Source organism: Pseudomonas sp. G11 (assembly GCF_029457515.1).
GTDB lineage: Bacteria > Pseudomonadota > Gammaproteobacteria > Pseudomonadales > Pseudomonadaceae > Aquipseudomonas > Aquipseudomonas gorinensis.
In genome coordinates this window covers 6,108,879-6,135,338 of the sequence record NZ_CP120377.1, presented here as the reverse complement: position 1 = coordinate 6,135,338, position 26,460 = coordinate 6,108,879, and the positions used below count along the sequence as shown (strand labels likewise).

Below are 26,460 nucleotides of genomic sequence, written 5' to 3'. Positions count from 1 at the left end.
GCTGTACTCGTGTAACGACAGTCTGACGATCGGAAACAAAAAGGCCCGTTTCCGGGCCAAGTATCTTGAAGCGCATCTTCTGGTGGACGCGGCTTACCGTTTTGGCGTGTGGTTGCGCAGATGCGCGTTCTGCAGCTGTCGCCGTTGGCTGCATTTCAGGTGATTCCCCTGGGCGCGCCACCTGCCGCACTGGTCGCACAGGCTGGTGTAGTCGATGTTCCAGGGAAAGCGCGGTTTCAGCGTCTGATCGGAGTCGTTAGACATGACGCACTGCCCCCCGGGTTTGGGGAGTGGCGAGCAACTGAGCGACGACGGCGGCATCGGTGTCGCTCAGTTCGCCCAAGGTGCTGGCCATCTGGCTGAGGCTTTCGAGGCGGGTGCGTGATTCAGGGGTTTTGTGCACCAGGTAGCCAATGACGGCCGCGCCGATGATCGCGGTGGCCACTAGGTGACGTGCCGGTGTGGTAGCCTTCACGCCGCTGCTGCTTAGGTTCTGTGCTTGCATGGTATAGCCCTCTGCTGCGGTTAGGTGTCGGGGAGCTGCAACTCCTCGACACTGCTTCTTTTAAGGTCAGTCCTTACGGGCCAGGTGGATCACCAGGCCGTCAAAATCAGGCTCATGCTCAACGCATGATTGCCATTCCAACACCCTCAAAATCTGTTGCCTGCTGCAGTCGTCCACCAGGATTTCGCGCTGGCCACCGACTGTCCGGACTTCCAGAATCTCCAGCAAGCCATCTTCTCCATATGCACCGGCCTGGATGATCGGCGCGCTCTCACCGGTGAATTTCAGGCGGTCCTGCACGGACTGCAGCTTGCTTGTCTTGCCGTCGCCGGCATCTCCCATAAACACTTGGATCTGCATCGGTCTTGCTCTCCTTTACGCCTTGAATGTCCAGCACTTCACTGTGGTCGGCCGGGGTTGTGAACACGGGTTGCGGGCATTGAACGCAGCACGTACAGCGCTATGTACGGCCTTGTTGCTGTCCAGGAACTTGCGGGAACGGGACTCTTTGAGCAGGTCGCGCAACGTGGCCACGTCGGCCAGCTTCTGTTTGTGTTCGGCAGCGCGCTCGCAAAACTCGTTGAGGTTGATGGCAATCACTGCCGGGTCGGTGCTGTGGTCAACCACCGGATCTTCGCTCAAGGATTCCAGGTAGTCGTAGACCTCCCAAAACTCGGCTACGGCCGCATGGTCGGAGCTGATCGAAGCCTGGCGCTCGATGGCCATCCGCACGATCTGGCGCTGCGTAGCAGCGACCTGGGGGTCACTCAATTTCAGTACCAGGCGAATGCCATCCAGCAGCGAGAGCATTTGCGCGTGGTTTTTGCTGATGCGCTCCACGCGGATGTAGCCGCGCAGGTCATAGCCGCAGCTGGTGCAATTGCCCTGGTCACTGGCATAGGCCGTGCTGCAGGCGAAACAATGGGTGTGCAAACGGCGCAGCTTCGATTCGTGTTCGGGCATATGCTGGGCGAACAGCTCAAGCACCGCGGACTCCTTGCCCACAGCCCTTAACAGGAAGTGGCTGAGGGTGCCGCCGTCCAGGGCGTTGAGTTGATCCGCTGCAGCACGGCTTTCAGGTGTGACGGTCGGGCGCACGAAGTGCAGCTTCACAATCCGCGTCATGATTGCTTCGTGAGCGACCACCGCCGCGTTCTGGCTGATGGCGATCGTTCCCCTGAATGGAGGCTCATATGTTTCGTTGCCGGCCGTCTTGACGCCTTTGGTGGCCAATGTGCCGCCGCCGTAGAAGTCTTTCAGCTCGTCCCATTCGAAGGTTTTAGCGTGTGCCCGATCATCGCCGTGGCGATCCGCTTCCAGGAATACCACCGGCATGCCGGAGACCTGCCCCATCAGGCGAGAGCGCCCGGCCTTGGTAGATTTCATAGGGTCAAATCCTTCATAGCCTTCGCGGCCGAGTAGTTTCCAAAGGAGGTTCAAGAGGGTGGTTTTGCCGGCGCCGGCCTCACCTGTGGCTTCCAGGAAAGGGAAGGACTGATAGCGGGCGCGGATCTGTTCGCAGAACAGCGAGCCAAAGAAGAACACCAGCGCGACGAAGCCCTGGGCGCCGAAGCATTTCCACAGCAACTGCACCCACTTCTCGTCAAAGCCCTTTGCTTCGCGCTGCAGCTTGATAGGGACGCCTTTCTGCAGGGTCTTCAGGCGCAGCTTTCCGAACTCGAAATAGTCTTCGCTGTTGACCTTGTAGGTGGTGCCGTCCTTGATCGCGATATCACCGTAGACGTAGCAGGCGTATTCCTTGCTGTAGCCTACGTAGTCGATCGTTGAGACGGTTTTGATGCCGAACAGTTGGTCCTTCATGAGCTTGTCGAGCTGCTGGCCACTGCCTGTGAACATGGCACCTGCCGCCATGCCGAGCAGTCGCTTTTTGAACTCGCTCGCGGCCGACAACTGGCCGCTGGTGAAGGTGTTTTTCACACTTTCGGAATCGTGGGGGAAGTCCACACGCATGTAGTACCAGGACTCGTCTGTTACCTCGTTTCGCTGGAAATACAGCGCCTGGGGGTAGCAGTTGGCGATCTCCACGACACTGCCGGACTGCTGCAGCGCTTTTTCTCGTTGTTGCGCCTGGTTCAGCAGCTGGTCGTCGTGATTCTCGCTGTCCTCGATGTCGGACATGGCTCGGTTGAATTTCTCCATGTCCAACTTGAACCAGTACAGGCGGCTCCCGAAGCCCAGGTGAAATTCCCCGCGCTTGTTCCAGTCGTACATGAGCAAAGCCTTTTCCGCCGCGCTCTCGGCCAGCAGCAGGGCGCCCTGGTGGCGGGCCTGCTTGAGGTCGGTCGCGATCTGGTCGGCGCGTTTGGTTTCGTCCTGGATGAAGCTCCAGCGCTGATGAAGGTCGTTCCAATCTGACTTGCGACCGTCGCGTTGCGGGATCTGCGCTGACTCGCAGACGAAGCCCAGGGCGCGTGCTTCGCGGACCCAGCGCCGGGTGTAGGCGTTTGCGCTCGGTTCGTTGTCCAGAGCCCAAACCAGTTTGGGCAGCTTCCCGCCTTCCCGGGTTTTAATCAGTGTCTTGAGCGAGTCCCCAGGGAATGCGTTGGAGGACATTGCTGACACGGCCGCGATGTCGTTGTGCACCAGGGCGATGGCGTCGAAAATCCCTTCGACAATCCAGATCTCCTTGGCTTCCAGCAGGTCGACGCAGGGCGGGCACCACCAGACGCCGCGATAGCTGTCCTTGGATTTGAAGCGGGCCTTCATCTTGCCGAAGCGGTGCGGCTGATCGATCAGGCGTTCCCACCAGCCACCTTTATCGAGGGCGAACCGCACAGTGGCGCTGCCGGCGTTGTGTTCAACGGAATAGAACGTTTCCTGGGTGAACCATCCCTGGATCAGCTCAAACCGAAAACCTCGGGCGAACTCCAAGTAAGCGCGTGCGGTGGCGTTGGGATGTTGGTCTGTCGCCGGTGCACGTTTGCTCCAATCTTCAAACAGATCGTCGTACAGCTCTTTCACGTGCAGGGTGTGGCCACACTTTTCAGGGCGACCACAAATCACCATCCATGGCGTGTCAAAGCGGGAGTACAGCTCTTTCTTTTTGCACTTCGGGCAGGTGCCGCCGCGCATGTAATCGGTGCCCGCGCGGTGCTTGAGCCCGAAGTCGGACTGGAGGCGTTGCAACACGTCGTGGCGAAGATCTTCTTTCATGGGTTACTTCACTGCCTTGAGGCTGTGGGACAGGGCTGCCATCAGGCGTTTTTGCGCAGCCATTACCGGGACATGGGCGAGGATTGCGCCGTGGCGCAGACCATCCGCAACAAAGCGGAACTGGTCGTCATACCAGTGCTCGTTGAGGCTCAAGCGATACTGTTCGCGCAGGTTGGCCAGCAACGCTTCGGCCTCGGCCGGCGGCAGTTGGGTGGTGACAATTACGGCGTTTGTCATCGTTAAACCTCGATTTCAGGCGCAGCTCACCCAAACCCACGGACGTGGGGCCGGCGATTGGTTGGATTGGGTGTTACGAGTTGGTGGAGCGCAAACGCACGTTGTCAGGGGCGTTCAGGATGCGTTCATAGATGAGGCTGACGGGTACGGACCAGCAAAATCCTTTGATTGGATCCTTGATCACCACAACGGTGTCGCTGCTGTAGTCCAGGTCAAGGCGCTGGCGGAAGGCGATTTCCACCAGCTCGACGTGGGCAAGCGAAGTCAGTTTGATTGCAATCGGTTCTGCAACATCGAAGCTGCTAACCAAGTGGTTGACCGCACGATTGAGAAGCGCCGACACGTCGCCCAGGTGCTCGGCCTGATGACGCTCAAGGAAAGCCAGCGCAGCATTCTGCATGCACTGCTGATAGTCCTGGATGTTGGTCTGAGCGTTCATTCAGCTTTCCTCGATTTGGCGCGGTAGAGATCGATGGCGGCATAGACTTCGGCGGTCCGCGCCGCCAAGTGCAGAATGTGAGCGTTCTGTATCAGCTCGGCTTCGGCGTCGGTGATCACACCGTCCTCAAGCGCCTGCGCAATGGCTTGATCGACCGTTCCCTGTTTGGCCGAACTTTGCATAGCCCGTGCATACATCTCCACGTTGTCCAGGCTCTCGGGATGAGCCATCGGCACGAACATGCCGCCGTACATTGCCGCTACGTAGTTGGCGAAGTGCTGGGTACCGGTGACTTGCTCCAGCTGGCAGATCTGCACATCGGTTAATGGACGGCAGTTGTTGTTCTCATAGGCGTGGTTATCAAACTTCTTGAGTGGTAGACCGATGCGGGCAGCGGCGCACTCTCGGCCACCTTCGAAGGCGCAAATAATTGCACTGACAACTTCGCGACGTGTTTTTAGAACCTGGCTTTCCATCTTCTGCTGTTCCCTCAGTGCGCCGGCCATTACTGTGCAATCACGCCGTCTTTGATGCCGAGCAGTACGGCGGCGCGATGGGCCTCCCCACGGCGACACTGGCTTTGGCCATTCAGTACTGCATAGACGGTGCTGGGGTTGAGGTTGTGTAGAGCAGCAAAATTTTTCGCGGTCTGACCACGCTTCTCCAAGGACGCACGCGCTTGCTGGCGCGCTTGCTCGGTGATGGTTGAGTTGGGCATAGTGCAATTCCTTGCGTTTTCGTGTGATGACAAGCGCAGGATGTGGCAAAAAACTGCCATTGTAAATATGCGGATGGAAAAATATTGACTCTCTCTGAAGAGATTGGCGCAAGGCTGCGCCAACAACGTGCCCAGGCTGGGCTGACACAAGATCAAATTGCGGAACAGCTTGGCGTCTCGAAACGAACTCAAGGAAATTACGAGTCCGGTTCCAGCGATGCCCCAGCTTCCTACCTGAGCATGGCTGCAAGCGTGCTGGGTTTTGACGTGCTTTACATCGTGAGCGGAACACGCACAACGTTGAAGGCCGATGCTTTGTCGGAGGTTGAGGACAGCATTATTCAGCAGTACCGCAGTATCCCTGCAGACGATCAACGAGCCATTCGGCGATTTGTAAAAGCCATGGCGGATGAGGCGGTTAAAGGGTCGTCTTGAACACGCTCTTTCAGCCATACCTTTGGTTCGCCCCCATATCAATGCATCAGCAATGCATTTTATGGAGTGGTAAGCATGTTGGATCGCACAAACGCCGAAGCCGGTTACGTCGAAATTGCAGCTTCTGCGTGTCATGAGCTTTCGCATATCGAACGTCGCCTGATCGGCTTCTATCGCCAGTTGAGCCCTCGTGACCAGGAACAATTGCGCCGGCTGACCGAAGCGCTGATAAGCAACCCGGACCAGTCCGACGACGATTGATTTCTCGGCCGCCGGCATAGTGTTGTCGGCGGTTTGCATCATGCGACTGCTTGCGATCCAAGCTTTTCAAACAGCTCCCGCTGTTGTGCCCTGGGCATGTCTCGAAGCCGATCAATCAGCAGCCTGTCGAACGTCTGTGCTGACGGGCTGAGCGTGTGTGAGAACGTGAGATTTGCCACCCAGCTGTGCCCACACTTTGCGTCGAGGCACTGGCAATAGAGTTTCGCGAAATCGGCAGATAGCACCTCACGTGATGCAATTCGGCCTTTGTGTCCGCATTTACAAGTAACTCTCATGTTCCCTCCCCAGGGTGCAGCAAATTGCCACTATGTTCGCATGTAGTGCAGTATTTTTCTCTATTTTTGAAATGTCAGTTAGCGCTTTCCGCTGCTAAGGTCGGTTCTCTCCAGTTGATGCGCCTGTCTCTCCGAAGGGCGTCATTTACTTGGTTGAACAACTGGCAAATCGGCCTGATCTCGTTGCTGGTGTACACGCGATCGATTTTCTCGATGTCGCCGAACCCTCCGTTGTTTTCCGGGATGATTCCGGCCAGGGCAGGGTTCATACGCCAGGCGGCGATCACATCGTTGCGGGTAATGTTCTTAACCTTCTCCAGCTCGTCCTTGGCCTGGAAGTCCCCCACGGGAATGATCTGGATCGCGTTTTCCTTGCCGTTGGGGATGTTGACGAACATCGAACGGAAGTTGCCCACGCCCTTGCTGGCGCTGATCTGGGCGCGCAGGTTGTCTTCGTCTTCCTCGGTCAGGTCCGGGTCGTTGGTGTAGAAGATGTAGCCCGCGTGCGCGCCATTGCTGTAGTAGCGCCGGCGGAACAGGGTCGCGGCTTCGTTGAGCAAGAGTGCCTGCAGGCCGCCCAAGTAGTCGGGTACGCCGTAGATGTTTTGTTCTACGTCGTAGTCCAGGACGTGTTCGATTTCGTCCTGGTCGAAGTCCATGTACTTGCTGTCGGGCAGCAGCATCCGGAACCCGCCGTCGACCCTCACGCGCATGTTGATGGCCGGCAGGTGCTGCATCTCCAGTACTTCGCCGAAGGCGTTGGTGTCTCGATAGAAATACGCCTCTCCAAACACCATGTAGTCGAGGCTGGCTCGGCCCATGGTCTGCGTGCTGCAGCCTTCGGACGGGATGAATTCACGCAGCAGCAGGTTGCGCTTGAACTTCGGAATGGCGCCATGGTGTGCGTTGGCGCGCAGCAGCTTGGCCAGACCCGCCCGCGACACTGGCGGCTTGTAGATTTCGCCGTCGTCGCTGAGAAACACCCCCAGGTACTCGCCGATGTTGCCGGACAGCACCTGTTCGGGTTCCCCGAAGGTGAACGCCCGCATGGGCTGCCGCTGTCGCGCCTGCTGGGTGGTTTGGGGCTTTTTGTGTCGTGGCTTGGGCATTGGTTCCGCTCGTGACGTAGCGGCTACGGCGCCGCTTGTTGGTGTTGAGGGGTTCATTGAACAGGGCGTGCATGATTGACCAGGCGATGTCGGCGTGGCCGGTGGCGTCGGTGCGCGAAGCGCTGTAGGTGACCTGGCCGCTGGTAGTGGTGCCGCGCTTGATGGTCAGGAACGCCTGGGCGATGTCCGTCCAGCCGGCGTCCCACTCGATGCGGCTGCCCTGGATCGTGTCCTGGGCCTTGAGTACCAGCAGGTTCTTGGTCTCAAGGCTGTAATGGATCGGCGTGGCTTTAGGATAGAAGTCGCGCACCAGGTCGAACACGCCATAGCCCACGCCGGTGATGTCGATACCGATGTGCTGGACGTTGAAGCGCTCGGTGAGCTTCTTGACCTGGGCGGCCTGGTAGTTGAACGAATGCCCCCGCCAGCTGTGCTTTTCCAAGATGCGGAATTTCGCCCCGGGTTCCAGCGGTGGGGCGACCACCACGCAGGTGGCGTCGTCGCGGGTGCGACTTGGGTCGTAGCCCAGCCAGACAGGACTGTTGCCGAACGGCCGATCCAGTTCCGGGTTGTAGTCTTCCCACAGCGACAAGTCGGAGTAGCAACGCTCCAGATCCTTAAGGCCGAAGGCGCTCTGGCTGCTGTCGATGAACTTGCAGTAAAACAGCTGCTGGAATTTGTCTTCGTCGTACTCCAGCTGCAGCTGCTCCAAGTCGAACAGATCGCAGCCGCCATCGATCGCGTCCTGGATGGTGATGGTCTTGCGCCATTGGCCATCGGGGCACAGTGCGCCCTGTGTGTAGGACGCCTCGGCGGGCCAGGTGCCGCCGGCTTTCTTGCCGCGTTTGCTGTTGCGGAATTCTTCGCCCGACCAGAACGGGTACGCTTGGTGTGATACGGCGCTGGGCGTCGAAAAGTAGGTTTTGCGCCACTTCTTGTGGGTGCCCATGGCGCTGGCCACGGTGCTGAGTTTTTCGAAGTCGCGGATCCAGAAGTACTCATCCACGTACACATGGCCATGGTAGCCCTGGGCGGTGCTGCTGTTGGTCGACAGGAAGCGCAGTTCGGCGCCGTTGCTGAGCGTGATCGGGTTGCCGGTCAGCTCGATGTCGAACCACTGTTTGGCAAACTGGATGATGTAGCTACGGAAAATCTCCGACTGCGAGCGGCTGGCCGACAGGAACACCTGGTTATCGCCAGTGAGTACCGCGTCCATGAACGCTTCGCCGGCGAAGTAGTAGGTCAGACCGACCTGGCGGCTTTTGAGGATGTTGCGGATCCGGCTCGTCAGCGGGTTTTGCTTGGCCGCGAACAACTCCTGCTGATAGCGATACATCTTGCTGATGAACTTATCCAGGAAGTCGACTTCGGTCAGCCCGCTGATGTCGTTCTTGGCTTTCTTTTCCTTCTTCCTGTCACCGCCTTCTCCACGGCTGGAGCGTTCGCCACGCGAGCGCCTGCGCGGTTCCTGGGGCTCGCCCAGGTCGTCGCCGTTCGATGCCGCCACCGGTGCGGGCTTGGCCGCTTGTTTCAGCAGTCGTTCGCGAACAACGGTCAGTCGGTCCAGTTCGTTCAGGTCGTCTTTGGACAGGCTGCCGACTTTGTCCAGGAGCAGGGTGATCCGCCGGCCGACGGCGGTCAGCGGTTCTTCGTCCGACAGCATGTCTTCCCACCCGCCCTGGCGGATCCAGTAGTAGACGATTCGGATGTTGGGCAGGTTGAGCTGCGCCTGAATTTCCTTGGCCTTACAGCGGCGCAGAAACAGGCGTTTGGCGGCTTCTTTAACTTCGGTCGAGTAGTACATGGGCCGCAGTCTATGCGGCGAAAACGCTGGAAACGCGGGGTTAAATTCCGTGTTTCTCCTAGATGTCGAATCTAGGAGAAACGCGCATTTGAACCGTTTGTTTGAGGGCAGACGGCTCCCTATCTTGGCGGCTCATTCAGCGATTGAGCGCAGTTAAACCCATGCCCCGTTCCCTTGTTTCGTTCTGGAAACGTGTCGCCACCAGCGGAGCCACCGTTGATGGGCGCGTAATCCTTCCCCAGGAACTGCGCGACATCGCTGAAACCTACAAACCGTCCTTCTACACGGCGGTGATCTGGTGCGACCACGAACGTTGGCCAGGCTCCCACGGCACCGTCTACGCGGTGCGCCTGGTGGAAGAAGCCGAAGACCTGGAGCCCGGCGAAGTGGCGTTGGAAGCGCAATTGAAGCCCAACGACCGCCTGCTGTATCTGAATGACCAGGGCCAGAAGCTGTTCAGCAGCATCGAAATTACCCCCGACTTCCGTGGCAAGGGCAAAGCCTACCTGACTGGTTTGGGCGTTACCGACCAGCCTGCCAGTGTGGGCACTCAGGAGCTCTACTTCTCCCACAAGAACAATCGCGCCTCCTACTACGCCGCTTCGGTCGAACTCGGCCGCCTGCAGGACGACAGCCCAAGCACCGGCGAAACCGGTCTGATCGATGCCCTGACCGGCTTCTTCAAGCGTTTCGCTGCAGGTGCGCTGCCCACCGAAACCACTCCACCCCAAACAGAGAGCAAACCCCCAATGGATGAAGCTACAGCAACGGCTCTGACGGCCCTGGTGGCGCAGCTGCTGGTTGTCGCTGCCGGCCTCCAAGCCGTCATTGAGCCCGCCGCCGCAGACGCACCTGAGCCTGATCAGGATCTGATCGATGACGTCAGCACGGCCGTGGACGACATCGTGGCCACCGCCGAGCAAGAGCGTGAATTCCGCCGCCAGAGCAAGGGCAACCAGTCCGTACTTGCCAAGCTGGATGCGCTGCAGAAGCAGTTCAGCGCCCTGCAGAACAACTCCACCGGTCGCCAGTTGCCGCGCAATCCCGGCCCGGTAACCACCGTCAAAAAGCGGGTGCTCTGACATGGCTTATTCACTGAGCGCCTACGGCGCCAAGATGTACGCCGAACTGCAGCTGGCTATCGCTGAAAGCTACGGTGTGGAGTTGGCCAGCAAGCACTTTAGCGTCGACCCGACCATTGCCCAGGAGCTGAACGACGCCATCACGGCTAAGTCGGACTTCCTGGAGCGGATCAACGTCATTCCGGTGACCGAGATCAAAGGCCAGAAGGTCTTCATTGGTGTGTCGGGCCCGGTCACAGGCCGCACCAACACCAAGACCACCGATCGCGAAGCCAAAGATGCGTCGTCGCTGGATCAGGACACCTACGAGCTGTCGTCGACCGAGTCCGATGTTGGCCTGCCTTACGCCAAGATCGATGCCTGGGCCAAGTTCCCGGACTTCCATCAGCGTTACTCGTCAGCTGTGCAGAAACAGATCGCGCTGGACCGCATCATGGTCGGTTTCCATGGCACCCATGCTGCCGTGCAGACCGACATCGAAAAATACCCGATGCTGCAGGACGTCAACAAAGGCTGGCTGCAACAGGCACGTGAACAGATCCCGGCCCAGGTCCTCAAGGAAGGCAAGGTCGCCGGCAAGGTAACCCTCGGCGCCGGTGGCGACTATGCCAACCTCGATGCCCTGGTGCACGACACCAAACAACTGGTGGACGAACGTCTGCGCGATGCCGGCGACCTGATCGCAATCATCGGTACTGACCTGCTGGCCGCCGACAAGGCCAAGCTGTATTCGAAGCAAGGCGACACCCCGACCGAAAAAGAGCGCATCGAAGAAGCCCAGGTAATCGCCACCTACGGCGGCCTGCCGAGCTTTAGCGTGCCGTTCTTCCCGGTCAACGGCGTGGTCGTCACCAGTTGGGACAACCTGTCGATCTACTTCCAGGACTCCAGCTGGCGCAAGCAGACCGTCGACAATCCAAAGCGCTCCCGCGTTGAGGACTACAACAGCCGCAATGAAGGTTATGTGATCGAGCAGCTGGAAAAGTTCGCCATGACCGAAAACGTGGAGCTTGTGGCGTGAGTCTGGCCCTTGCGCACAAGCGCCGCACTATCGCGCTGGGAGGCGCCGCCATTACGGCGGCTGCCGTCTCCGCAGCGCTTCCTTACTCGCCGGCGGAAGCCCTGAGCAGCCCCGCCAATGCTCGCAAACACTTGCTGCTGCAGGAAGCGGCCTTGGACCAGGACCTGGCACGTATCAGCGCAATCAACGGCCTAGCAGGACGCCAGGCACTCAAGCGCGAAGAGCTGCTGCCCAAGTACCAGGAGTACGTCCAGCGCTATTGCGAATCGGGCCTGAACTTTCCGAACCGCGTTGCGGTGCAGGTGATGGTCTGGCTGTTCGACACCGCCCAGTTCGATGACGCCCTGGAGCTGGCCGACTTTCTGATCGAACAGGGCCAGCAGATGCCGGAGCGCTTCAAGCGCCGTGACCTGCAGACGTTTGTGGCCGACGCCGTGTGCGAGTGGGCCTACGCCGAATACAAAGCCAATCGCAGCCCGGAACCTTACCTCTCCGACTTGCTGCCGCTGGTTGACGGTAAGTGGCAGCTGACGGAGCAGATCCCCAGCAAGTACCACAAGTTGATTGGGATTCGTGCCCTGGAGGCTGGGCAGCTGGAAACCGCGCTCAAGCACTTGGAGCGTTCGACCGAGCTGTACGCCCAGGCCGGCAACGACACCCGTATCGAAAAGGTCCGCAAGGCCCTGGCAAAACAAGCGGCCGCTAACCCGGCTTCCGAATAACCGACTACCCCCCCCCAGCGGGGACCTGTGGAAGTGAGCCGCCCATTTATGGACCGTCCCACTGAAAACAGGCTCCCCGCCCTATTTGAGCGGTCAGCATGAGCTTTTCAGGTAAACCCACCACCCTTGTGGATCTGGCGATCGAGAATGACGGCTTCTGGCCGAACCTCGATGTGGCCGAGTTTCAGAAGGGCTATCGCCTGCCGGCGGAATACCTGGTGGAGCTGCTGACCGAAGAACTGACCACGGCCATGACCGAGGTCAACCGCGACTTGGCCACGTGTAAAGCGCGTTGGCAGAACCAAGGCGTCACCACCTTGGAATCTGCTGACCCTATGGTGCTGCCCGAGCGCACATTTCAAGCAGCGACGTACAAGCGCGCCGTTTACTGCAGGGCCAAAGCCAGTTTGTTGCCGCAGTTCGTGACCATCATCCGCCGCGACAGCGCGGAGAACCTGGGGAAGGAATTGCCCGATCGCCCGGAAACCTTTCTGGCATTCAGCCAACAGGCTGTCCGCTCGCTGCAGGGCCGTGGCCGTATCACGGCGGCGTTGCTATGAACAAGCTGCGCGCTCTGACCACCTACCTGATCGGCCTGAATCTGGTGCTGCCCGAGCAGATCGACAGCTGGGCCGAGCAGGTCAACTTGGATTTGCTCTGGAAGGACACGACCCAAGGCCTGCACATGGGCGATATGCGTTACCGCGCCGTGGTGGTGATTGAGCGATTCGCCGGCAACCCGGCCTTGTTGATGGCGCTCCTGGGCGGCTGGTTGGAAACCAACGATCCCGATCGGGACGACGATCTGCCGGCGCCGACGTTCGCCGTCGACCAGGTGACCCCGGACGAAGCGGATTTGGAACTGACCCTGGAGTTCGTCGAGGCGCAACACCTGTCCGAAGACCCCAACGGGTTGATCGAGGCGTTCGGCAAGAAGTGGGGCCTGATCGCCTTTGACCTGTGGACCGCTGAACACGGCGAGGTCCGCGGCGGTGGCGCGTAGCACGTTTGAATTGGACGTTCGGGGCCAGCTCGGCGTTCGCGAGCAGTTGGCCCTGCTGAGTCTGCCCCCGCAACTGCGCCGGCGTTTGCTCAACAACGTTACCAAGCGCGTGCGGACCATGAGCCGTAAGCGGATCCGCGAGCAGCGCAACCTGGACGGTTCGGCCTTCGAAGCGCGCAAGGGCGATGGCAAGGGCAAAAAGAAGATGGAAGCCGGCCTGGGCAAGTTGCTCCAGGTCACCAATGTGAGCCCGGATGCCGCAACCCTGGGTTGGCGTAACGCCCTGACGGGCTGGGTCGCTGCACAGCAACACCATGGCGCGACCGAGCGCCGTACCGCCGCGCAGATGCGCCGCTGGAACAAGGTGCCCGAGGGCCTGGCCGCGACCGACAAGCAGGCCAAGCGCCTGCGCCGCCTGGGTTTCAAGGTGCGCCAGAAGGGCAAGAAAAGCCTGTCCCGGCCATCCGTGGCATGGATTCAGGAACACCTGAACTACGCCAAGGCGGGCCTGCTGATACGCATCCTGTCCGACGAAAAAGCCGAAGGCACCGGTGCGCAAAGCTGGGAAATCACCCTGCCAAAGCGCCAGTTCCTCGGCGTCAGCACCGACCGCGATACCAGCCTGCTGGTTAACCAGGTGTTGGAACAAATCCTCAACTCCCGCAAATAACGAGGCACTGCATGGCACTTGGCAAAGTCAGCGTTAACAATCTCAACCTCGGCCAGGGTGCCGTGACCGAGATCGAGCGCTATTTCCTGTTTATCGGCCCCGGCGCAAAGAGCGTCGGCAGCCTGATCGCGCTGAACACCGACAGCGACCTGGACGTGGTGCTGGGCCAGCCCGTCAGCGACCTGAAAACCCAAGTCGCGGCAGCCAAGGCCAATGGAGGCGACCGCTGGGCCTGTCTGGCTGCGCCGATCGCTGCCGATGGCGACTGGCGGGTTGCCCTGGAAAAGGCCCAGCAGCAGGGCTTTTCTGTGGAAGCCGTGGTGGTCACCGCGCCGGTGACCGCTGCAGCGGAACTGTCGGCCATGCATGACGCCGCGATCGCCGTCAGCAACACCTACGGTCGCCGTATGTTCGTGATGGCCAGCACCGCCGGCATCTCTGCAGAGCAGACTTGGGCGGACTACCTGGTCGAGCAAAAGAAAATCACCCTCGACCTGGCAGCACCGCGTGTCCTGGTCGTGCCGCAGTTGCACGGTAATGACCTGGGCGTGCTGGGCGGGCGTTTAGCCAACGCGGCCGTGAGCATTGCCGACAGCCCTATGCGTGTGGCCAGTGGCCCGGTGTTGGCCCTGGGCAACGTGCCCAGCGACAAAGACGGCGTGCCCCTGCCATCCGCGATCCGGGCGGAACTCGACAAGGCGCGCTTTTCGGTCTCGCAAACCTACCCCGACTACCCGGGCGTGTTCTGGGGCGACGGCAACATGCTCGATGCGCCGGCGAGCGACTTCCAGGTGGTCGAGTACCTGCGGCTGGCAGATAAGGCCGCTCGCCAGGTGCGTCCGCTGCTGATCCTGCGCGTTGCCGATCGGCGCCTGAACAACACGGCCAACAGCATGGCTGCTGCCGTCAGCGCGTTTATGAAGCCGCTGCGTGCGATGGCCAAGTCCGCAACCTTTGCCGGCCAGGTGTTCCCGGGCGAGATCGAGTCCCCGAAAGACGGCGACATCGTCCTGGTCTGGCACACCAAAACCAAGGTGGAGGTGTACATCAAGATCAAGCCCCTCAATTGCCCCAAGGACCTGACGGCGAACATCGCCCTAGATCTTTCCAACGACGATTCGGAGTAATCCCGTATGTCCCGTATTGGCGGTAAAAACTTCGACATCAACCTGGGCGACCTGCAGGTGCATGTCGAAAGCTGCACCCTGGATATCACCGACAACACTGCCGTGGCGCAAACCCGGGGCGTACCCAACGGGCACGTCGACGGCGATGTGGCCGCCAGTGGTGAATTCGAGTTCGACACCAGCAACTTCAACTTGCTGATCGAGGCTGCCCGCACTGCCGGCAGCTTCCGCCAGTTGGAGCCGTTCGATTCGGTGTTCTTTGCCAAGGCCGGCGAAGAAGAGCTGCGCATTGAGGCCTTCGGCTGCAAGTTGAAGGTCTCCAGCCTGCTGAGTGTCGACCCCAAGGGCGGCGAGAAGTCCAAGCATAAGGTGCCTTTCGAGGTCACCAGCCCGGACTTTATCCGCGTCAACGGCGTGCCGTACCTGGCTGCTGCAGAGATCGAGGGCCTGCGCTGATGGTGTGCCCGTTCGATCGTGCCCAAGCCCTGGAACAACGTCAGCGTGACGCTGCGATCGCGGCCGCGCTTGCCGTCGCACGCCCGGGCGGGCCGAGCCTGACCCACTGCAAAGACTGCGATAAGCCAATCCCGGAAAAGCGTCAGGCGTTGGGCGGTATGACCCGCTGCGTGCCGTGCCAATCCCTTATTGAGCAAGGACAGCGCCGATGACCGCACGCGCAAAGCCCAAAAGCACCCTGGAAAGCCGCTACGCAGTGCTTGAACACCGCGTCAGCGACCTAGAAGAACGCCATGAAACCGTACCGACCCGTGTCACTCGGTTGGAAGGCGAATTCGAACATATGGCTGTTCAGCTCTCGGACCTGAACGATGGCCAGCGCGAGCTGACCGCCACCGTGTCCGATATCGGGACCAAGGTCACCCGTATGTTGGCAGTACTGACTGTGCTGGGCGTGGTCGCGCAGATGGTCGGGCCGGCGTTGCTGCGGGTGCTGTTCCCATGAGCCTGCGCGGCAAGATCGCCGCCGGTGCCATTGCGCTTTGCAGCTCCACGCTGGTGGTGTTCCTGGGCACCTGGGAAGGCAACGGCCAGAACACCGTCTATGCGGACAAGTTGGCCCAGGGCCTGCCGACCGTATGCAAAGGGATCACCCGTCACACCAGCCCGTATCCGGTGGTGATCGGTGACTACTGGTCGGACGCTCGCTGCAATGAGGTGGAGCAGTTGGTGATCCGTAAGGGGCAACTGCAGCTCGCTGATTGCATCACCAATCAGCAGGTCGACCAGAACACCTTCGACGCCTTGAGCAGCCATGGCCACAACTTCGGCACTGCCAGCACCTGCGCCAGTCGCGCCGTCGGCCTGATCAATGCCGGCCGTATCAAAGACGGTTGCAAAGCGCTGGCTTGGGCCGCTGACGGCAAAACCCCGGTCTGGGCGTTTGTGACCACCGCCCAAGGCAAGAAGGTATTTATTCCAGGGCTGCACGCCCGCCGGTTGGCCGAAGTGGCGCTGTGCGAGGCGGGTTTGTGATGCGGGAAGTCCTGTTTCCCCTGATGCTGTGCCTGATCGCATTTGTGGCCTTCGACCTCTTGCAAGGCCAGCGCGATACCGCCCGCCGTGAGCGCGACAGCGCCCTGTTTGAAGCGGCAGGCCTGCGCGAAGCGGCGCGCATCAGCGGCGAGATGCTGGCCGACCGTGACGCGATCGACCTTAAACGAACCTTGGAGCTTGCCCATGAACGCGCTTCAAACCTTGAGCTGCGCCTGTCTGTTGACGATCGCCGTCAGCGGCTGCGCGTCAACGCCACCTGCAGCGCTGCCGGCGCCGAAAAAGCCAGCACCGGCGGCGTGGCTGATGCAACCACCGCCGAACTCACAGCAAACGCTAGACCGGATTATTTCACCCTCAGAGATCAGCTCGCCCTCAGTAAGCAAATGATCCTGGGCCTGCAGGACTACGTGCACCAGGTCTGCCTGCGCTGACCTGCAACACCCTAAAACCACCACCACAACGGATATGAACATGACCCAAGCCCGCGAAATCACCCTGGAAATCGGCACCAAGGAATTTACTTTCACCCTGACGCCCCAGGACGTGACCAAGTACTTCAACGCCATGACCGCCAACAACAAGGTGGCGCCGTCTTTCAACCTGCTGAGCGGCACCGTGCTGCCCGCTGAAAAAGCTGGTCTGCGCGAGCTGCTCGCCAATCCGGTGATGACCATGCAAGTGGCCGGCGCGCTCCTCGAGGAGTACGCGCCCGACGTCGAGATCATCGTAAAAAAGCCCTTGAGCACGCTGACCGCCTGACCGAGGACGGTTTGGGTCAGTTGCTGGCCCTGACCAATCGTTGGCTACCTGGTGCCGAGCCCAGCATCGAGAACATGGGCACGGCCAAGTGGCTGGAAGACGAACACTGGAAACGCATGGAATTTGCCGTGGCAAGCGGCATTGCCCGTGCGTTGAACGGATAGGAACCACATGGCCGATCGTAGCGCCCGCCTGGACTTCATCCTGGCCCTGACCGACAAGGTCACCGCGCCCCTGGGCAAGGTGAAGATGGGCTTTTCCGAGCTGACCGAGCAAAGCGAAAAGAACATCAAGACCATGGGCATGGGCCTGGCTGGTGTGACGGGCGCGTTCGTCGGCATTAATCAGTCGCTGCAGCCGGCGCTGGAGATGAACCGCGCCCTGGGCGAGGTCAAATCCCTGGGCGTGGCCGAAGATGCGCTGACTGCGCTGAATCAAAAGGCCCTGGAGTTCTCGGTGAACTACGGCGAGAACGCCCGGGATTTTGTGGCGTCGGCCTACAGCATCGAGGGCGCTATCAAGGGTCTCACGGGCAGCCAGTTGGCCACCTTCACCAACACCAGCAACCTGCTGGCCAAGGCCACCAAATCCGACGCCGATACCATGGGCGCCTACGTAGGCACCATGTACAACCTGTTCAAGGGCCAGGCCGACGCCATGGGCAAGGGCGAATGGGTGGAAAAGCTCGGTGGGCAAACTGCCCTGGCGGTCCAGTTGTTCCGCACCGATGGCGCCCAGCTCAAGGACGCCTTTAAGGAAGTCGGCTCGATCGCCACCGCTGCCGGCGTCGATATCGCTGAACAGTTCGCGGTGATTGGCTCGCTGAGCAGCACCATGGAAGGCGGCGACGCCGGCGGGCGCTACAAGGCTTTCTTTGAAAACCTGGGCGCCGCCTCGGAAAAAATGGGCCTGAAGTTCACCGACTCCAACGGTAAAGCGCTGCCCATGCTGCAGATCATGGACAAGCTGCAGGGCAAGCTGGGCGACCTGACCAGCGCGTCGGCCAGCGCCAAGCTGATGGACGCCTTTGGCGGGGAGGGCGCTCAGGTCATCGGCTCCCTGGCCAAGGACACCGACCGCCTGCGCAACGGCATGGACAAGCTGGGCAAGGTGCGTGGCCTGGAGGACGCACAGAACATGGCGATGGCCATGGTCGACCCGTGGCAACAGTTCGCGGCAGCGGTCGAGGCGCTGCGAATTGCCTTTGGTCAGGCGCTGATCCCGATCCTGACCCCGTTGATGGCCAAGCTGTCCGGCATCGCCGGGACCATGACGCGCTGGACCCAGATGTTCCCCAACATCACCCGGGTGATCGGCATCGTGACGCTATCGATCCTGGCGTTGATTGCGGCCATGTCCCTGCTGACGTTCGCCGTCGGCGCCGGCCGCATGGTTTGGCTGGCCATGCTCACCGTCTGGAAGGTGGTGCAGTTGATGAGCCTGCGCACCGCTGCCGGGTTCGTGCTGCAGAAGCTGATCATGCTGACCTACATCACTGTGGTGTATGGCCTGACGGCCGCCCTGGGCGTGGTGCGTGGCGTGATGCTCATGTGGCAGGGCGCGATCTGGCTGGTCAACGCGGCGCTGTTAGCCAACCCGGTCGCCTGGATCGTCATCGGTGTGCTGGCCCTGGTCGCGGCGGTGATTGCTGCAGTCGTGTACTGGGACGAGTGGACCGCCGCGCTGATGAACAGCGAGGCGTTCAAGTGGGTCAGCGACCAACTCACCGCGTTGTCGGACTGGTTCGCCTCGATGGGCGGTTGGTCTGGGATGGCCAAGGCCGCCTGGGACGGCATCGTCGCGATCTTTCATACGGCGATCAACAACCTGATCGAGATGCTGAACAAGATCCCCGGCGTCGACATTGAAACCCGCTTTGGCGCCATGCCCGAGGTGCCCGGTACTGACATCGGCGTTAACACCGTGGACGCCACTGCAGCAGCGCAGAAGGCCCAGCAGACCATCAATGCAGCCATTCCAAGCCTGTCGCCGGCGCGGCCTAACGCCGTGCCCCAGGGCGGGCTGCTGACCAGCATCCAGAACAACCAGACGCAGAACAAGGGCATGCAGGTGCAAAAGGTCGAGATCCACACCAGCAAGTCTATGACCCCGCTGGAAATGGAAAACATGGTTGCCATGTCGGTGGGCGGATGAGCGAGTACATCGACCTGTTGATCGCCGGCAACGATCTGGTGTTGGACCCGTCGCGTCAGCCGCTGTTGATCGATGACCGGGCCAGCATCGCTCAGGACATCGCCCACATGATCCGCGACAGCGGCTTGCTGGTGACCCTGGTGGCCGAGCGCGATCGGCTCAAGCAACGCGACTGCATCCAGCAACTGGAACTGCTGGTGGAGGCGGACGAGCGCCTGGTGCCGGGCACCGCGCAGATCACCCAGCTGCAGCCCGGCCAGTACCTGGTCACGGCGACCACCCTGAAATTCGGCAACATCGAGGTGACTTTGTGAGTGACGTAGATTTCAAGCAGGCGTTGGCCGACGCCGGCATTCCCACCACCGAGGCGGGGCTGCTGCAGGCGTGGGAGAGCGAAGTAGCCGCCCAGGGCAGCAAGCTGAGCAACACCAGCGCCTATTCGCCGTTCTGGCGTGTGGTGCGTGCCCTGGTGACCAAGCCGGTGCTGTGGATCCTGGACTTTTTCGTGGCCACGGTGCTGCCGAACTTTTTCGTCAAGACCGCTGCCGACGCCTGGCTCGATATGCTGGCTTGGGCGGTCAACGTTGAGCGCAAGGGTGCGACCAAGGCCAAGGGCTTTTTGCTGTTCACCCGCGAAGCTGCCGGCGGCGCCCTGGAAGTACCGGCCGGGACACTGGTGCAGTCCGCATCCATCAATGGGCATATCTACCAGGTGGTGACCACCGCCGTGGGTGTGTTCGCGGATGGGCTGATGCAGCTGCAGATCCCTGTCGAGGCGGTCGACACCGGCGCCGGCTTCAACCTGGCCCCGGGTTACTACGCGATCCTGCCGGTTCCGGTCCCGGGCATTGCCCAGGTGGTGAACAGCGACGGTTGGTTGACCACACCTGGTGCAGATCCTGAGCCCAACGACGAGCTGCGTTTGCGTACCCGTAACCAGTTCTCGGCGGTCAACCAGTGGCACACCGACGCGGTGTATCGCGCCCTGATTTCGGCGTTCCCAGGAGTGCGCCCGGATGGCGTTTACTTCCAGCACGGCGCACCACGTGGCCCGGGCAGTGCCAATGCCTTTGTACTGTTCGACGCGGACGTGCCGGCGGCGACGTACCTGGCGCAAATCAACGCGCATATCCGCGACCAGGGCAACCATGGCCACGGCGATGACCTGTTGGTGATGGTCATGCCTGAAACCCAGCACGCCGTGAGGTTGGAGATCTGGCCGCGCTCGACCTTGACCACCGAACAGCGTGCAACCCTCAAAGACAATGCCGTGCTGTTCGTACGTGCCGCGTTTCGTGACAGCACCGCTACGGACTTCCAGCCGACGCTGACCTATCCCCAGTCGCGGTTTTCATTCAGCCGCCTGGGCGAAGAGCTTCACCAGCAGTTCGCCGGCATCGAATCATTGCGCTTTGCCACGGCCGACATCATCAGCGAGCTGAACATTCCGCGGATCCAGAGCCTGGAGGTGGTGCTGCATGATTAAGATCGATCTGCCGTTCTGGCTCGATGGCACCGAGCTGGCCAAGCTCAAAGCGGCCGCCCAGTCCTGGTGGGAGCACGTCGAGGGTTGGCTGCGCTGGCCGCTGCTGCAGATGGCTGCGGACACCTGCCATATCTCCGTGCTGGACCTGCTGGCCTGGCAGCGAGACATCACCCGCTTTAAGGGCGAGCCCGAGAGCTTGTATCGCCTGCGGGTCAAGTACGCCTTTATCAATGCCGTGGACGCCGGCAGCACCGCCGGCATGAAACGCATCCTGGAACGCCTGGGCGTCGGTTACGTCGAGATCGAGGAACGCCAGGCCGGTCGCGATTGGGATGTGGTGCTGCTGCGTTTCTCGGACTCGCAACTGTCGCAAAACCCCGAGCTGCTGCGCGTGCTGATCCAGCAATACGGGCGCACCTGCCGACGCTACGACTTTTCCACCATCACACCGGTCCCGGTGCAGATCGGCCTTGTTCACTTCCACGACGATCAGCAAACGCTGGTCGCCAGCCTTTAGGAGCCCTCATGGGAGCCAGTATTACCCTTGCAGGTGAAAGCCTGATCGCCCAGCGACAAGCCGCCGGCACTGGGCTGAAAGTCAGCCGGTTCATTTTTGCCAACGTGCCCGGGTTGAACCCCAACAATCCAGTCGACCGCGCGGCGCCAAAGCCGGTGGCGGCGCAGATCGTCTATGTGCACGAGATCCCGGCCGCCCATGCGGGGTATGTGAACCCCAACCAGGTGGTGTACAGCGCGCAGATCGGTTCCGACGTTGGCGACTGGGATTTTAACTGGATCGGGCTGGAGACCGTCGACGGTGTGTTGTTCGCGGTGGCCTACGTGCCCGCCCAGCAAAAGCGCCGCAACATCCCGCCGCAGCAGATCGGCAACAACCTGACCCGCAACATGCTGTTGGCGTTCGACGGCGCCCAAGGCCTGACCGGTATCACCATCGACGCCAAGACTTGGCAGCACGACTTCACCGTGCGCCTGGCCGGTATTGATGAGCGCGAGCGCCTGAGCAACCGAGACGTGTTTGGCCGTGCGTGTTTCTTTGGCAGCGCGCTGCAGGTGGAAAAGGTCGGCGGCGCGTACCAGGTGAAACCGGGCACCGCCTATGTCGAGGGCATTCGCCTGGAGCGGGCGACCGCGCTGCCGATCGTGCCGCCGGCACTGCCGACCACGGCCTGGTTGGATATTGCGCTGCAGCGGCAGTTGAGCGATGTGGTGGCCAGCTGGCAGGTGGTGTTCGGCGCCGCTCGCCCGGACTACACCGACAGTGCTGGCGTGAAGCACTACTGCATCCCCCTGGCGGACCTGCCCAACGCCAACGCCATTACCGATCGCCGCCCGGCCGAGCCCATCGCCGGCTCGCTGGTACAACACTTCGCCGCCCGGGAAGGGGATTACGCGAATCTGCGCGCCCGTGCCACCACCAAAGAAGACGTGGACCTGGGCAATCTGCCCAATGCGATCACGGATGACCCCGCGAGCGACAGCAGCAGCGTGTTGGCCAGCACCAAGATGGTGACGGCGGTAAAGCAGCAGTTGAATACGGAAATTGGCAAGAAAGTCAGTAAGGCCGACGTATTTACCAAGCCTGAAAGTGATGAGCGCTTTGTCCGGATGGGCGGCACCTGGAACTACGCCACCTACTTTGCGGTAGGCAGTCTGCCCACGTTGGCGGCCGCAGGTAACTATGAACAGGCGCATGCCTCGATTTGTGTCTCCAACGCGGGTGTGGCCGCAGCTCCAGCCGCTATTGCGTTCCTCCGTGGTGGTTCATACGGCACGTTCTTTGGTCTGGACACGGACAACCAATTTGCCTTCGGCGGCTGGTCAGCGGGTGACAGGCGTTATCGCTTCTGGACCGAGGCGAATTTCAACCCCGACAGTAAAGCGAACAATGTCCAGGCGACTGAGACCGTCCAAGGAACGGCCAAGGTCGCAACGGCAACCCAGGTCAATACGGGCACCGACGACACAACCTTTATCACCCCCAAGAAACTGCGCATGGGCGTGTCTTTTTCCTTGGGGATTACGGGTTTTATCGCCTTCCCAAGCTGGCTGGGTGGGCTGGTTTTGCAGTGGGGTTACGGGACCGAAACCCACAGCGATACCGGTTTTCGATTCTTCCCGATGGCGTTCCCAACGACGGCCGTGGCCATGGTCGCCATGGCGAACTTTGCCCATAGCGCCAGTACCTGGGTGATTGTGCCGGATCGCTCCAAGTACCTAATGGGCCTGGGCGGTGACTACGTTAACGGCAGCCCGACAGCCAGTCTTTTCTGGATCGCCATCGGCTATTAGGAGCTTGAAGCCATGTTCTATTTCTCTGCTACCGACGGTTTTCTATCGTCCAAAATTCACGGCAAGAACATCCCGGTCGACGCGGTGAAGATCACCGACCAAGTCTATGCGGATCTTCTGATTGCTCAAAACAGCGGCCAGCTGATTCAACTCAACTCGGATGGCGTGCCGGTTGCTGTGGCCGCACCAGGTCCAACTGATGAACAGTTGGCAATCACTGAGCGTGCATGGCGCGACCAGGCATTGTCGGTTGCTATCGGGCTGCGCGATCGTCATCGCGACCAACTGGAGATCGACGCGCCGACGACACTGAGCGACGAGCAATTCAAAGAGTTGCTGCAGTACATGCAAACACTGCGCGACTGGCCGCAATCATCAGGCTTTCCGCACACTGGGCGTCCCTCGGTGCCGGCCTGGATGGCTGACGAATGAGCTGGGCACCGGTGACCATGCGCTGGCCAGAGCAGGCCACGCAGTGGATGGGTGAACTCTCAGCGGCCAAGAATCTGGCCGGCGGCGAGCTGGCCAGCACCGCGAAGCGCCTGGCAGGGCTGGACGGCATGACCAGCACCAACCCCGGGCCGGTGGGTGACGCCGCCAAAGATGCGATCGAGGCCGGCCGCGCCGCACTGGCTGGGCAGATGGGCGAAGCGCCGGCGTGCCTGGCCGTGACGCCGTTTCAAAGTGGAGTGGGCCAGGGCCGTGGCCACCAGCGGTTTCTGTCTGCGCCGAACTTGCTGCAGCAGCTGGCCGCCAAACTGGTCGACGCCAGCGACAACGGCCGACCGGCTGGCCCTCAATACGCGCTGTCGTTGATGTTCCTGGGCATACGGCTGGACCAGTTCGCCGAGACCCTGGCGCGCTTCAATGCACTATTGCCGATCCCTGACCTGGTGCGCGCTGAGCGCCGTGCGCGGAACCTGTCGCGACTGGAGACCGACAAGTGGGAGATCCCCAGCGCTGGGCCGTTGCCGCGTTGGTCCGCGCTGCCCCTGGAGCGATGCACCGTGGTCAAGGCGGCCAAGCAATCCATGGCCGGCCAGATCGCCGTCCTGGAGAGCTACGCGGCCGACAGCTCGCCCATGGGCGACCTGGCAGCGCTGGCAGGCCGCAAAGCTGCCCAGCAGCAGGGCCGCGACAAACAGCTAAATGACCTGAAAGCCCTGCTGGCCGGCGGCAACGCCGACCACAGCATGCGTGCGCGGATCCTCGGCCCTGGTGATACCAGCGAATTGCGCCGCGCCTTGCTCGAAGGCGATGCACCTGGTCATGAGTGGGTGTTGTGCGCCGGCGTGCTGTTGGTGGGATCGCGGGACGGTTTGAGCTTTGTTAGGGAGCTGGTGGGCCTATGACCCTATTACTTGATGGCCAACAGATCCTGGGCAAGCGCCTGAAAATCACCGCTAACCTGCGTATTGAAAGCGACGATCTATCGGGGCAAACCAGCAACAGCCAGACTGCGCACAAGGGCTTCAAACCCAAAACCCTGACGGTCTCCCTGATGATCCCTTTTGTTGACCAGGTGCAACTGCGCAGCCTGATGCGATTGGCCGAAGCCACGGCCGGCGGTGGTCAACTCAAGATGTACCGCATCGTCAACGATACCGCCGCCGCGTTCGGCATCCGTGAAGTGCAGTTCTCCGACGGTGTGAGTGCCCGGGAAGACGACACGTTGAACGCCTGGCTGGTGCAGTTCACCCTGTCTGAAAAGCTGTCCAACCCTGAGCGTGTCGAGAATCGTCGCACCGGCAACGGCGTTACTTCGCAATCTGGCCCGGGTTCGGCCGTGGGCGGCGCGGCGGCTGGCGATGGCAGCGGTACACCCGGGGAGCTGAGCGGCTTCGAACGCACCTTGAAAAAGGTTGATGACTGGCTGGCCCCGACGCCATGAAACTGCATAAGGTACTGACCATCGGCGGCACGCCTTACTCGTTGATCAAAGACGAAGTACGGCTGGAGATCAAAAGCCCCGGCCGGGCGACCTTCACCATCCAGGCAGACGGGCCGGTTAAAGGTCTGGTGACGCTTGATGTCGGCTACAACGACAACCCGCTGCAGCGCCACTTCATCGGTTTTGTTGAGCGCTCCACGGCGATCAACAGCGTGCAGCAGATCCTGGTTTGTCGCGAACTGGCGGCGATCTTGTCTCAGCCTATGCCGTTGAACCTGCGTCACGTTGACCTGCAGGGCGTCCTGGCGGAGATCAGCGACAAGACAGGCCTTCGTTTCCGGGTGCCGGACAAGGCATACGCCAAGGTCAAAGCACCTTTTTTCTACAGTTTGGCCGCCGGCTACCTGGCCATGGACAGCCTGGCCAGCGTGTTCAGCATCCCCGACTTTATCTGGCAGCAGCAGGGTGACGGCGAAGTGTTCGTGGGCAGTTGGGCCGACAGCTTCTTTGGCATCCGCGCGCCTCTACAACTCCCCGTCGAACTGTTCGGAAGCTACCAGGGAAATCAAAGCGCAATGATCGCGGCCCTTCCAGGACTACGACCAGGTGCAACCATCAACCAGGGCGAGAGGATCACCACAGTGACCCTTGCCGGCAACCAAATGGCGATCAAATGGACGACGCAATCCGTCGCAGCGTAGAACGGCAATTCCCCGAACTCACCGGCGGCTACCACCTGCCGCGCTTTGGCCGAGTGGTGGCCGTGCCCGATGCGCCGGCCTCACCTGGACTGTGCGACGACTTTCGACCGCGCTTTGGCGTCGACGTGGAAGTGCTGTTGCCCGATGGCGAGCCAGATCCCGCGCTGCCGATCCTGACCGGCCTACCACTGCCGGCACCGATGGGCGGGCAAGAGGCGGGCATGTTTGGCTTCCCGGAGGAGGGCACTACCGTGGTGGTAAGCTTTGCCTATGGCTTGCCACACAAGCCCTTTATCACGCAGATCCTGCCGCACGGCCTGAGCCTGCCCCGGGTGCCGAAGGGCGACCAGGTGTGGCAGCACAGCGAAGCCTGCCAGCAGCGCGTCGACGCCGACGGCAACTGGCTGCGCCAAACGGACGGCAAGATCCAGGACAAGGCGATCGAGCGGGAAGTGGAGGCGCTGCAGAACACCGAGAGCTTCCAGAGTCACACCAGGACGGTAGATGACCATTCAACTGAGTCGGTGGGTGGGATCAAGACGATCGAGGCGCTGGGCGCGCTCAAGCTGTTGTCGGGCGGATCTGCGAGCCTGGCTGCGGTGGATGATCTGCACCAAGCGACTGGGCGAGATTTGAACTTGGTGGTGGGACAGAAGCATAACGCTACGGTAGGTGGTGATATGGAGGAGAGGATAATCGGCCTGCGCAAAAGCGTTGTTGGAGTTAGTCAGCGCCTAGTTGCACCACGAACTTGGCTTGGATCCGAATCTGTAAATGTACTGCAGGTGGTATGTGACTTGCTCGAATTAGTAGAAATCATGAATGCACAACTGGCTAGTCATACGCATGGAGCGAGCCCCGTACCTCAGACGTCCGGAAAGTTCTTGAATAATGCGATGAAATCTGTAGAGCTGGCGGTGAAGTTGAGAGGGGTTACTTTCTAATATTTAAGTTTTAAACAGTATGCAATTTGCTACATGAGTCTGGTGACGTATTATGGATTAGTCTGGCCGCCCTTAAGTTGAGCGGCTGGACCTATGGTGC

Annotated in this window: 36 protein-coding genes; 26 read left to right on the top strand and 10 right to left on the bottom strand. The window is 60.8% G+C overall.

From position 1 onward, the window contains the following. Positions 1 to 256: 256 nt before the first annotated feature. The 7 genes from P2T68_RS28130 to P2T68_RS28100 all read right to left on the bottom strand — a co-directional run bounded on the left by P2T68_RS28130 (position 257) and on the right by P2T68_RS28100 (position 5,073). Complete coding sequence (locus tag P2T68_RS28130; RefSeq protein WP_277378607.1) at positions 257 to 505, bottom strand: hypothetical protein; 249 nt, start codon at positions 503 to 505, stop codon at positions 257 to 259. Between the two features lie 66 nt (positions 506 to 571). Beyond that, positions 572 to 865, bottom strand: a complete 294-nt coding sequence (locus P2T68_RS28125; RefSeq protein WP_277378606.1) for a hypothetical protein — start codon at positions 863 to 865, stop codon at positions 572 to 574. Positions 866 to 880: 15 nt separating this feature from the next. Continuing rightward, on the bottom strand, positions 881 to 3,679 hold the full coding sequence (locus P2T68_RS28120; RefSeq protein WP_277378605.1) for a toprim domain-containing protein: 2,799 nt from the start codon (positions 3,677 to 3,679) through the stop codon (positions 881 to 883). A gap of 3 nt (positions 3,680 to 3,682) precedes the next feature. Beyond that, positions 3,683 to 3,916, bottom strand: a complete 234-nt coding sequence (locus P2T68_RS28115; RefSeq protein WP_065909399.1) for a hypothetical protein — start codon at positions 3,914 to 3,916, stop codon at positions 3,683 to 3,685. A 73-nt stretch (positions 3,917 to 3,989) separates the two neighbouring features. Further along, the gene (locus tag P2T68_RS28110; protein WP_277378604.1) at positions 3,990 to 4,355 is read right to left on the bottom strand and encodes a hypothetical protein; all 366 of its coding nucleotides are present in this window, start codon (positions 4,353 to 4,355) and stop codon (positions 3,990 to 3,992) included. Beyond that, entirely contained in the window at positions 4,352 to 4,831 is a 480-nt protein-coding gene (locus P2T68_RS28105; protein WP_277379776.1) for a YmfL family putative regulatory protein, read from the bottom strand. The genes P2T68_RS28110 and P2T68_RS28105 overlap by 4 nt, the downstream gene beginning before the upstream one ends. Positions 4,832 to 4,860: 29 nt before the next feature. After that, positions 4,861 to 5,073: a hypothetical protein gene (locus P2T68_RS28100; protein WP_068932236.1), complete on the bottom strand. Its 213-nt coding sequence runs from the start codon at positions 5,071 to 5,073 to the stop codon at positions 4,861 to 4,863. An 84-nt stretch (positions 5,074 to 5,157) separates the two neighbouring features. Between P2T68_RS28100 and P2T68_RS28095 the strand changes: the two genes are divergently transcribed. Together P2T68_RS28095 and P2T68_RS28090 are read left to right on the top strand one after the other, a co-directional pair. Beyond that, positions 5,158 to 5,508 (top strand): helix-turn-helix transcriptional regulator, encoded by a 351-nt coding sequence (locus P2T68_RS28095; protein ID WP_277378603.1) that lies wholly within the window; start codon positions 5,158 to 5,160, stop codon positions 5,506 to 5,508. Between the two features lie 75 nt (positions 5,509 to 5,583). Continuing rightward, on the top strand, positions 5,584 to 5,769 hold the full coding sequence (locus tag P2T68_RS28090; protein WP_065909405.1) for a hypothetical protein: 186 nt from the start codon (positions 5,584 to 5,586) through the stop codon (positions 5,767 to 5,769). Between the two features lie 38 nt (positions 5,770 to 5,807). On the opposite strand, the gene P2T68_RS28085 is transcribed toward P2T68_RS28090, so the two are convergent. The 3 genes from P2T68_RS28085 to P2T68_RS28075 form a co-directional block, all read right to left on the bottom strand. After that, the gene (locus P2T68_RS28085) at positions 5,808 to 6,065 is read right to left on the bottom strand and encodes an ogr/Delta-like zinc finger family protein (protein ID WP_083221499.1); all 258 of its coding nucleotides are present in this window, start codon (positions 6,063 to 6,065) and stop codon (positions 5,808 to 5,810) included. A gap of 74 nt (positions 6,066 to 6,139) precedes the next feature. Next, the gene (locus tag P2T68_RS28080; RefSeq protein WP_277379775.1) at positions 6,140 to 7,009 is read right to left on the bottom strand and encodes a phage portal protein; all 870 of its coding nucleotides are present in this window, start codon (positions 7,007 to 7,009) and stop codon (positions 6,140 to 6,142) included. Beyond that, a complete protein-coding gene (locus P2T68_RS28075) occupies positions 6,921 to 8,978 on the bottom strand; it encodes a terminase family protein (protein WP_277378602.1) in 2,058 nt (685 codons plus the stop codon). Before P2T68_RS28075 ends, P2T68_RS28080 begins: the two co-directional genes overlap by 89 nt. A gap of 161 nt (positions 8,979 to 9,139) precedes the next feature. Here P2T68_RS28075 and P2T68_RS28070 point away from each other — a divergent pair, with 161 nt between their 5' ends. The 24 genes from P2T68_RS28070 (at position 9,140) to P2T68_RS27955 (ending at position 26,360) form a co-directional block, all read left to right on the top strand. Then, positions 9,140 to 10,060 (top strand): GPO family capsid scaffolding protein, encoded by a 921-nt coding sequence (locus P2T68_RS28070; RefSeq protein WP_277378601.1) that lies wholly within the window; start codon positions 9,140 to 9,142, stop codon positions 10,058 to 10,060. Between the two features lies 1 nt (position 10,061). Next, a complete protein-coding gene (locus tag P2T68_RS28065; protein WP_277378600.1) occupies positions 10,062 to 11,081 on the top strand; it encodes a phage major capsid protein, P2 family in 1,020 nt (339 codons plus the stop codon). Further along, on the top strand, positions 11,078 to 11,803 hold the full coding sequence (gpM, locus tag P2T68_RS28060) for a phage terminase small subunit (RefSeq protein ID WP_277378599.1): 726 nt from the start codon (positions 11,078 to 11,080) through the stop codon (positions 11,801 to 11,803). Before P2T68_RS28065 ends, gpM begins: the two co-directional genes overlap by 4 nt. 98 nt (positions 11,804 to 11,901) lie before the next feature. Further along, positions 11,902 to 12,363, top strand: coding sequence for a head completion/stabilization protein (locus P2T68_RS28055; RefSeq protein WP_277378598.1), 462 nt, complete (start codon positions 11,902 to 11,904; stop codon positions 12,361 to 12,363). Beyond that, positions 12,360 to 12,806 (top strand): phage tail protein, encoded by a 447-nt coding sequence (locus P2T68_RS28050; protein ID WP_277378597.1) that lies wholly within the window; start codon positions 12,360 to 12,362, stop codon positions 12,804 to 12,806. Before P2T68_RS28055 ends, P2T68_RS28050 begins: the two co-directional genes overlap by 4 nt. Continuing rightward, positions 12,796 to 13,476 carry a phage virion morphogenesis protein gene (locus P2T68_RS28045; RefSeq protein ID WP_277378596.1) on the top strand — a complete coding sequence of 227 codons (681 nt, stop codon included), beginning with the start codon at positions 12,796 to 12,798 and terminating at the stop codon, positions 13,474 to 13,476. The genes P2T68_RS28050 and P2T68_RS28045 overlap by 11 nt, the downstream gene beginning before the upstream one ends. Before the next feature lie 11 nt (positions 13,477 to 13,487). Continuing rightward, positions 13,488 to 14,603, top strand: a complete 1,116-nt coding sequence (locus P2T68_RS28040; RefSeq protein ID WP_277378595.1) for a DUF2586 domain-containing protein — start codon at positions 13,488 to 13,490, stop codon at positions 14,601 to 14,603. Between the two features lie 6 nt (positions 14,604 to 14,609). Next, positions 14,610 to 15,059 (top strand): DUF2597 family protein, encoded by a 450-nt coding sequence (locus P2T68_RS28035; RefSeq protein ID WP_021491344.1) that lies wholly within the window; start codon positions 14,610 to 14,612, stop codon positions 15,057 to 15,059. Continuing rightward, complete coding sequence (locus P2T68_RS28030) at positions 15,059 to 15,271, top strand: TraR/DksA C4-type zinc finger protein (RefSeq protein ID WP_277378594.1); 213 nt, start codon at positions 15,059 to 15,061, stop codon at positions 15,269 to 15,271. The genes P2T68_RS28035 and P2T68_RS28030 overlap by 1 nt, the downstream gene beginning before the upstream one ends. Next, on the top strand, positions 15,268 to 15,564 hold the full coding sequence (locus P2T68_RS28025) for a hypothetical protein (RefSeq protein ID WP_021491342.1): 297 nt from the start codon (positions 15,268 to 15,270) through the stop codon (positions 15,562 to 15,564). Before P2T68_RS28030 ends, P2T68_RS28025 begins: the two co-directional genes overlap by 4 nt. After that, positions 15,561 to 16,094 carry a lysozyme gene (locus tag P2T68_RS28020; RefSeq protein WP_277378593.1) on the top strand — a complete coding sequence of 178 codons (534 nt, stop codon included), beginning with the start codon at positions 15,561 to 15,563 and terminating at the stop codon, positions 16,092 to 16,094. Before P2T68_RS28025 ends, P2T68_RS28020 begins: the two co-directional genes overlap by 4 nt. Beyond that, positions 16,094 to 16,546, top strand: a complete 453-nt coding sequence (locus P2T68_RS28015; protein ID WP_277378592.1) for a lysis system i-spanin subunit Rz — start codon at positions 16,094 to 16,096, stop codon at positions 16,544 to 16,546. The genes P2T68_RS28020 and P2T68_RS28015 overlap by 1 nt, the downstream gene beginning before the upstream one ends. A 40-nt stretch (positions 16,547 to 16,586) precedes the next feature. Continuing rightward, positions 16,587 to 16,874, top strand: coding sequence for a putative phage tail assembly chaperone (locus tag P2T68_RS28010; protein ID WP_177060958.1), 288 nt, complete (start codon positions 16,587 to 16,589; stop codon positions 16,872 to 16,874). Positions 16,875 to 16,885: 11 nt separating this feature from the next. After that, positions 16,886 to 17,038, top strand: a complete 153-nt coding sequence (locus P2T68_RS28005; protein WP_177060941.1) for a hypothetical protein — start codon at positions 16,886 to 16,888, stop codon at positions 17,036 to 17,038. Positions 17,039 to 17,045: 7 nt separating this feature from the next. Further along, positions 17,046 to 19,028 (top strand): phage tail tape measure protein, encoded by a 1,983-nt coding sequence (locus P2T68_RS28000; RefSeq protein WP_277378590.1) that lies wholly within the window; start codon positions 17,046 to 17,048, stop codon positions 19,026 to 19,028. Beyond that, a complete protein-coding gene (locus P2T68_RS27995; protein WP_021491335.1) occupies positions 19,025 to 19,342 on the top strand; it encodes a DUF2590 family protein in 318 nt (105 codons plus the stop codon). Before P2T68_RS28000 ends, P2T68_RS27995 begins: the two co-directional genes overlap by 4 nt. Beyond that, the gene (locus P2T68_RS27990; protein WP_277378589.1) at positions 19,339 to 20,514 is read left to right on the top strand and encodes a baseplate J/gp47 family protein; all 1,176 of its coding nucleotides are present in this window, start codon (positions 19,339 to 19,341) and stop codon (positions 20,512 to 20,514) included. The genes P2T68_RS27995 and P2T68_RS27990 overlap by 4 nt, the downstream gene beginning before the upstream one ends. Further along, positions 20,507 to 21,031, top strand: coding sequence for a phage tail protein (locus tag P2T68_RS27985; protein ID WP_277378588.1), 525 nt, complete (start codon positions 20,507 to 20,509; stop codon positions 21,029 to 21,031). Before P2T68_RS27990 ends, P2T68_RS27985 begins: the two co-directional genes overlap by 8 nt. A gap of 8 nt (positions 21,032 to 21,039) precedes the next feature. After that, positions 21,040 to 22,824 (top strand): phage tail protein, encoded by a 1,785-nt coding sequence (locus tag P2T68_RS27980; protein WP_277378587.1) that lies wholly within the window; start codon positions 21,040 to 21,042, stop codon positions 22,822 to 22,824. 12 nt (positions 22,825 to 22,836) lie between these two features. Next, positions 22,837 to 23,256, top strand: a complete 420-nt coding sequence (locus P2T68_RS27975; protein ID WP_277378586.1) for a phage tail assembly chaperone — start codon at positions 22,837 to 22,839, stop codon at positions 23,254 to 23,256. Beyond that, on the top strand, positions 23,253 to 24,176 hold the full coding sequence (locus P2T68_RS27970) for a hypothetical protein (RefSeq protein ID WP_277378585.1): 924 nt from the start codon (positions 23,253 to 23,255) through the stop codon (positions 24,174 to 24,176). The genes P2T68_RS27975 and P2T68_RS27970 overlap by 4 nt, the downstream gene beginning before the upstream one ends. After that, positions 24,173 to 24,715, top strand: a complete 543-nt coding sequence (locus P2T68_RS27965) for a DNA-binding protein (protein ID WP_277378584.1) — start codon at positions 24,173 to 24,175, stop codon at positions 24,713 to 24,715. The genes P2T68_RS27970 and P2T68_RS27965 overlap by 4 nt, the downstream gene beginning before the upstream one ends. Continuing rightward, entirely contained in the window at positions 24,712 to 25,416 is a 705-nt protein-coding gene (locus P2T68_RS27960; RefSeq protein WP_277378583.1) for a hypothetical protein, read from the top strand. Before P2T68_RS27965 ends, P2T68_RS27960 begins: the two co-directional genes overlap by 4 nt. Continuing rightward, positions 25,389 to 26,360 carry a hypothetical protein gene (locus P2T68_RS27955; RefSeq protein ID WP_277378582.1) on the top strand — a complete coding sequence of 324 codons (972 nt, stop codon included), beginning with the start codon at positions 25,389 to 25,391 and terminating at the stop codon, positions 26,358 to 26,360. Before P2T68_RS27960 ends, P2T68_RS27955 begins: the two co-directional genes overlap by 28 nt. Positions 26,361 to 26,460: the final 100 nt, after the last annotated feature.